The sequence below is a fragment of the Pseudorhodoferax sp. Leaf265 genome (assembly GCF_001422365.1).
Taxonomy (GTDB): Bacteria; Pseudomonadota; Gammaproteobacteria; order Burkholderiales; family Burkholderiaceae_C; genus Pseudorhodoferax.
This window is the reverse complement of the sequence record NZ_LMMT01000014.1, coordinates 114,114-120,343: the sequence shown is the minus strand read 5'-3', so window position 1 is coordinate 120,343 and position 6,230 is coordinate 114,114. Positions and strand designations below refer to the sequence as shown.

Below are 6,230 nucleotides of genomic sequence, written 5' to 3'. Positions count from 1 at the left end.
CCCCCAGCCGGTTGCCCACCGTGTGGCCCGCCACGTCCACCAGCACGTCGATCGCGTCGGCACGGATGCGCTCGGCCAGCGCCTCGTCGCTCAGGCCGCGCGTGGGCACCCAGTGGTCCACCACGCGCTTGTAGCGTGCGGTCACCGCGTCTTCGCGGTTCAGCTCGGCATAGGCCCAGACCTCCACCGCCGACTTGTCGTGCGCCGCCAGCAACGGCTCCAGGAAACGCGCGCAGGCGTGTTCGCGGAAGTCCGGCGACACATAGCCCACGCGCAGCCGGCGGTCCGCGCGCCGGCTGTTGGCGTGCGGCTTCCAGCTGGCGCGGTGCGGCTGGCCGAAGCGCCGGTCGTACTCCGCATAGGCCGCGTAGATCTGCTCGGCGCTGCGCTCCGGGTGGTAGTTCAGGATGAACAGCAGGTTGTCGAACAGGTGCTGCGAGGTCAGGCCCAGCGCGATGGCGCGTTCGATGCAGACCACGGCCTCGTCGAACTCGCCGCGGTGCGGCAGCACGTTGCCCAGGTTGTGGTGGGCCACGGGCGAGTCGGGCCGTGCACGCAGGGCCGCGCGGTAGTTCGCCTCGGCCTCGGCCATGCGGCTTTGCTCCTGCTGCAGCAGGCCCAGGTTGTTCAAGGCCTCGGGGTGGTCGGGCACGAGGTCCAGCGCGGCCCGCCAGCGGGCCTCGGCCTCGGCCATGCGGCCCTGTTCGTGCAGCGCGTTGCCTTCGTTGTAGAGCAGTTCGGCGCGCAGTGCCGCGATCTCGTTGGCCACCGACACGGCGGGTGCCGGGACCGGTGCATGCTCGGCTTCCCAGCGCCCGAACATCTGCCGGTAGGCCTGCTCGACCCCGCGCACGAAGCCGGCCTCGTCCATCAGCGAACTGGCCTGCATCTGACCGCGCAGCGCCGCGCGCGTGGCGGCCAGGGCCGGCAGGTCCTGGGCCAGGGCCACGACCTTCTCGACGTAGGCTTCCTCGGTCTCGGCGATCCACTCCGGCCGGCCCAGGCCTTGCAGGATGGCGCTGCCGATGCGGCCCACGCTGGGACGGCCCGCCAGGGTCACCACCGGCACGCCCTGGTGCAGCATTTCGACGATGGTGGTGCCCGAGTTGTGCGGGAAGCAGTCCAGGCCGATGTCGATGCCGCGCAGCAGGTTCCAGGGCGGGCTGTGGAAGCCGATCTCCAGCCGCTCGCTGCCGATGCCCAGCGCGGCGAAGCGCGCCGCCATGGCCTGGGCCAGGTCCGGGTCGGCAAAGGAACGGCTGTCGATGAGCAGCGTGGAGCCGGGCACGCGCTGCAGGATCTGCGACCACACGCGCAGGCTGTGGTGGTTGATGCGCACGCCGCGCGTGAGCGTGCCGAAGCGCACGTGGCCGCGCGCCAGGGCGGGCAGCGGCCCGACCTCGCCCATGCCGACACCGGGCCGGTAGGCCGTGAACGGCAGGCCAGGCAGGCGCCATGGCGTTTCGGAGAACAGATGCTCGCTGCCCGGCGGCGCGCTGGCCTCGTCGGTCAGGTAGTAGTCGATGGCCTTGAGCCCGGTGGTGCTGCCGAATCCCATCCAGCTCAGCGACACCGGCGCCGGCTTGCGCGCGAACACGTCGAGCCGGTTGCCTTTGGTATGGCCGGCCAGGTCGACCAGGATGTCGATGCCGTCGGCGCGGATGCGCGCAGCCAGCGCATCCGTGCCCAGGCCCTGCGTGGGCACCCAGTGGTCGACCAGCGCGCGCAGGCGCTCGGTCGTGGCGTCACCGGGCGTGCGCAGCTCGGCATAGGCGAACACCTCGAAGGCCGCATGGTCGTGGCCGGCCAGCAGGGGTTCGATGAAGAAGCTGCAGGCGTGCTGGCGGAAGTCGGGCGAGACATAGCCCACGCGCAGGCGGCGGCCCGCAGCCCGCAGGTTGGCATGGGGCTGCCAATGCCGGCGCTGCGGCGCACCGAAGGCGGCCTCGTAGGCGGCATAGCCTTCGTAGATCTGCTCGGCACTGGCATCCGGGTGGTAGTTGAGCGCGAACAGCAGGTTGTCGAAGGCGATGCGGTAGTCGGGCCGGGCCGCGACCGCGCGCGACAGCACGTCCACGGCCGCCGCCACCTCGCCGCGCGCCACGTGGATGCCGCTGAGGTTGTTGAGTGCCTCGGCAAACGCCGGCTGCAGCGCCACGGCCTGCTCGAAGCAGCGGGCGGCCTCGGCCACCTGGCCCTCGGCATTCAGCGCCAGGCCCAGGTTGTTGAGCGTCTCGGCGTGGTCCGGGCGCAGCGCCAATGCCTTGCGCAGGGCCGCGATGGCGGCCGGCCGTTGCTCGAGCTCGAAATGGGCGCGGCCCAGGTTGGACAGGGTTTCGGCATCGTCCGGCAGGAGTTCGGCGGCACGCTGCTTGGCGAGCAGGGCGTCGTGCTGGCGGCCCTGGGCCTGCAGCATGGCGCCCAGCGATTTCCAGAGAAAGCCGTCGTCGGGATGCACCGCCAACAGTTCGCGGGCCAAAGCCTCGCCGGCCCCGTAGGCCTGCTGCTGGAACAAGGCGACCAGTTCCTGCTGCCTCGCCAACGGCGCCCCGGCGCCAGGGGCGGGCTGCGGCACGGCGGCGGGCAAGCGCGATGCGGCCAGCGGCGGCACGCCCTGCAAGCGCTCCTTCAGGGACTGGACCTGCGCGCGCGACAGGCCGGCAGCCTGCGCCATCTGCAGCACCTGCTCGGCCATCGGCCACTGTTCGGCACGGATCAAGCCGTCCACGTAGCTGAACCACAGCTGTGGCCGCGCGGCGTCGGCACTCAGCGCCGCCTCGAAGTACGGCAGCGCCTCCAGCGCCCGCCCCAAGCCGATCGCGTAGAGCACGCCGAGGTTGTGCAGCGCATCAGGATGCTGGGGGTCGTGCCCCAACACCGCCCGGTAAAGCCGCTCGGCCTCCTCGAACGCGAAGCCGCGGTGCTGCGCGATGGCCTGCCCGAGCAAATCCGAGATCGCGGGGGCTTCAGGGGTGTCGGTCATGGGCTGGGCTCGGGTTGGCAGGGCTGCGCCGAGAATAGCGACCGATCCAAGCGCATATCAGCCGAAATACGCGCAAATCATGACCCATTTGCCGCGGCGAGGCCAGCGCCAGCCACCGTCCCCAGCCGATGTACGTCACCTTTGCGCCGCTTATTGGCGTTTCAAAATCTTCGTATCCAGAGGTTCATCCGATACATTCCCAAGCAAATAGCTTGGGCTCCGGCCCTGTACCGGGCCGCCGAAGGCCTCTGCCGCTCCGCCACCTTTTGCACCGCACATGATCGTCATCATCGGCTACGTCGTCGCCATGGGCTGCATCTTCGGGGTGTATGTCTTCCACGGCGGCAACATCGGCGTGATCCTGACGGCGCTGCCGTTCGAGCTGATCACCATCTTCGGCGGCGCGCTGGGCGCCTTCGCGGTGAACAACCAGCCCAAGGTGCTCAAGGCCACCCTCAAGGCCCTACCCACCGCGTTCAAAGGCTCCAAGTTCACCAAGGAGCGCTACCTGGAGCTCATGGCCCTGCTCTACGACATCCTGCAAAAGGCCCGCAAGGAGGGCCTGATGGCGATCGAGAAGGACGTGGAAGAGCCCGAGCAGTCGGAGATCTTCAAGAAATACCCCGTCGTCGGCAGCGACCACCATGTGGTGGAGTTCATGACCGACTACCTGCGCATGATGGTTTCGGGCAACCTCAACGCACACGAGATCGAGTCGCTGATGGACAGCGAGATCGAGACCCACCACCAGGAGGCCCACGCCCCAGTGGCCGCCATCGCCCGGCTGGCCGGCGCGCTGCCGGCCTTCGGCATCGTGGCCGCCGTGCTGGGTGTGGTCAACACCATGGGCTCGGTCGGCCAGCCGCCGGCCGTGCTGGGCGGCATGATCGCCTCGGCCCTGGTCGGCACCTTCCTCGGGATTCTGCTGGCCTACGGCGTGGTCGAGCCGCTGGGCGGCCTGCTGGAACAAAAGAGCGAGGATGCGGCCAAGGAACTGCAGTGCATCAAGACCACGCTGCTGGCCAGCATGCAGGGCTACAACCCCTCCACTGCCATCGAGTTCGGCCGCAAGGTGCTGTTCTCGACCGAGCGCCCCAGCTTTGCCGAGCTGGAAGCCCACGTGAAGAAGAAGTAGCGGGGAGCCTGAGCCATGGCGGGCGACGCGAAGAAACTCCAGCCGATCATCGTCAAGAAGATCAAGAAGTCCGGCCATGCGGCGCATGGCGGGGCCTGGAAGATCGCGTACGCCGACTTCGTGACGGCCATGATGGCCTTCTTCCTGCTGATGTGGCTGCTGGGCTCGACCACCGAGGGCGACCGCAAGGGCCTGTCGGACTACTTCAATGCCCCGCTCAAGGTCGCGCTGATGGGTGGCACCGGCTCCGGCGCCAGCAACTCCATCCTGCCCGGCGGCGGCAAGGACCTGACCGAGAAAGTGGGCCAGACCGCGCGCGGCCAGGCCGACGACACCGCCAGGAAGCGCCAGAGTGCCCAGCAGGCCAAGGCCGAGGCGGCGCGCCAGGACGCCCGCCGCATCGCAGATCTGCGCGCCAAGATCGAGGCGCTGATCACCAACACGCCTAAGCTCAACGAATACCGCTCCCAGATCCGGCTGGAGACCACGCCGGACGGCCTGCAGATCCAGATCGTGGACGACCAGAACCGCCCCATGTTCGACAGCGGTAGCGCCTTGGTCAAACCCTACATGCGCGACATCCTGCGGGAGATCGGGGCGGCGCTGAACGACGTGGAGAACCGCATCAGCCTGGCCGGCCACACCGATGCCACGCCCTACGGCAACGGCGAGCGCGGCTACAGCAACTGGGAGCTGTCGGCCGACCGCGCCAACGCCTCGCGCCGCGAGCTGGTCGCCGCCGGCATGCCGGACGCCAAGCTGGGCCGCGTGGTCGGACTGGCCGCCAGCAGCCCGCTGGAGCCCAAGACGCCGAATGCACCCGTCAACCGCCGCATCACGCTGACCGTGCTGACCCGCGAGGCCGAGGAGCGCCTGATGGGCGCCCCGCCCGCCGGTGATGCCACAATAGCTGTGCCTGCAATACCGCAGATCGCCCCGCTGTCTGAACCCGGGCCCGGCCCGACGACGAGGGGCACCCCACCATGAAGACTTCGAGAGCTCGACCCATGCGCTTTCTTCCCGTCAACGCCAATCACGAGGGGCAACCGTGGCCGAACTTCGTTTCCTGATCGTCGATGACTTCTCCACCATGCGTCGCATCGTGCGCAACCTGCTCAAGGAGAGCGGCTACACCGATGCCGAAGAGGCCGAAGACGGCGTTGCCGCGCTGAACAAGCTGCGCAACGGCCGCTTCGACTTCGTGGTGAGCGACATCAACATGCCCAACATGAACGGCTTCGAACTGCTGACGCAGATCAAGGCGGACGAGAAGCTCAAACACCTGCCGGTGCTGATGGTCACGGCCGAGGCCCGCAAGGAAGACATCGTGGCAGCCGCCCAGGGTGGCGCGGCCGGCTACATCGTCAAGCCGTTCACCAAGGCCACGCTCGAGGAGAAGGTGGCCCACATCCTGAAGAAACTCGGTCTGTAAGGGCAGCCATGCAGACCAGCGAATCGCTCCCGCAGCCTGCTTCACCCGCCCCCGCAGTGTCCGACGACGCCACGCAAGACGTCCACCACAAGCTCGGCCTGCTCACGCGCCAGCTGCACGACAGCCTGGCCGAGCTGGGCTACGCCGAGAAGCTGCGCGGCAGCGTCGACGAGTTGCCCGACGCACAGAGCCGGCTGACCTACATCGCCCGGCTCACGGGCGAGGCCGCCGAGAAGGTCTTGAGCCGCGTGGAGCAGGCCAAGACCCAGCACGACTTCATCGCCGCCGAAACGCGGCGCGTGGGCGAGTTGCTGGTCAAGGACCCGGTGGCGGCCGTGGCCCGCGGGGTGGTCTACAACTTCCTGGGCGATGTGGACAAGGCCTCGCGCGAGATCGACCAGCACCTGACCGAGATCATGATGGCGCAGGACTTCCACGACCTCACCGGCCAGGTGATCGCGCGCGTGGTGAACCTGGCAGCGACCATCGAGGAGCAGCTTGTCACGCTGCTGATCCAGACCGCGCCGCCCGTCAAGGTCGCTGCAGTGGCCAATGCGCCACTGCAGGGCCCGGTCGTCAACGGCGAAGGCCGCGACGACGTGGTCACCGACCAGTCGCAGGTCGACGACCTGCTGGCCAGCCTGGGCTTCTGACCCCCGCGCCCCAGCGGCGCGGGCCGG

5 protein-coding genes are annotated in these 6,230 nt (G+C 68.8%); 4 read left to right on the top strand and 1 reads right to left on the bottom strand.

All coding sequences use genetic code 11. The annotated features are described in order from the left end of the window. A partial coding sequence (locus ASF45_RS15450) for a glycosyltransferase family 41 protein (RefSeq protein ID WP_156473020.1) occupies nucleotides 1–2,983 on the bottom strand: 2,983 nt, incomplete at its 3' end. Nucleotides 2,984–3,260: 277 nt separating this feature from the next. Between ASF45_RS15450 and motA the strand changes: the two genes are divergently transcribed. The 4 genes from motA (at nucleotide 3,261) to ASF45_RS15430 (ending at nucleotide 6,203) form a co-directional block, all read left to right on the top strand. Further along, nucleotides 3,261–4,118 carry a flagellar motor stator protein MotA gene (gene motA, locus ASF45_RS15445; protein WP_056664062.1) on the top strand — a complete coding sequence of 286 codons (858 nt, stop codon included), beginning with the start codon at nucleotides 3,261–3,263 and terminating at the stop codon, nucleotides 4,116–4,118. Between the two features lie 15 nt (nucleotides 4,119–4,133). Then, nucleotides 4,134–5,105 carry a flagellar motor protein MotB gene (gene motB / locus ASF45_RS15440; protein ID WP_056664059.1) on the top strand — a complete coding sequence of 324 codons (972 nt, stop codon included), beginning with the start codon at nucleotides 4,134–4,136 and terminating at the stop codon, nucleotides 5,103–5,105. Between the two features lie 61 nt (nucleotides 5,106–5,166). Then, nucleotides 5,167–5,550 (top strand): chemotaxis response regulator CheY, encoded by a 384-nt coding sequence (gene cheY, locus ASF45_RS15435; RefSeq protein ID WP_255357798.1) that lies wholly within the window; start codon nucleotides 5,167–5,169, stop codon nucleotides 5,548–5,550. Between the two features lie 8 nt (nucleotides 5,551–5,558). Further along, nucleotides 5,559–6,203, top strand: a complete 645-nt coding sequence (locus ASF45_RS15430; protein ID WP_056664056.1) for a protein phosphatase CheZ — start codon at nucleotides 5,559–5,561, stop codon at nucleotides 6,201–6,203. Nucleotides 6,204–6,230 lie beyond the last annotated feature (27 nt).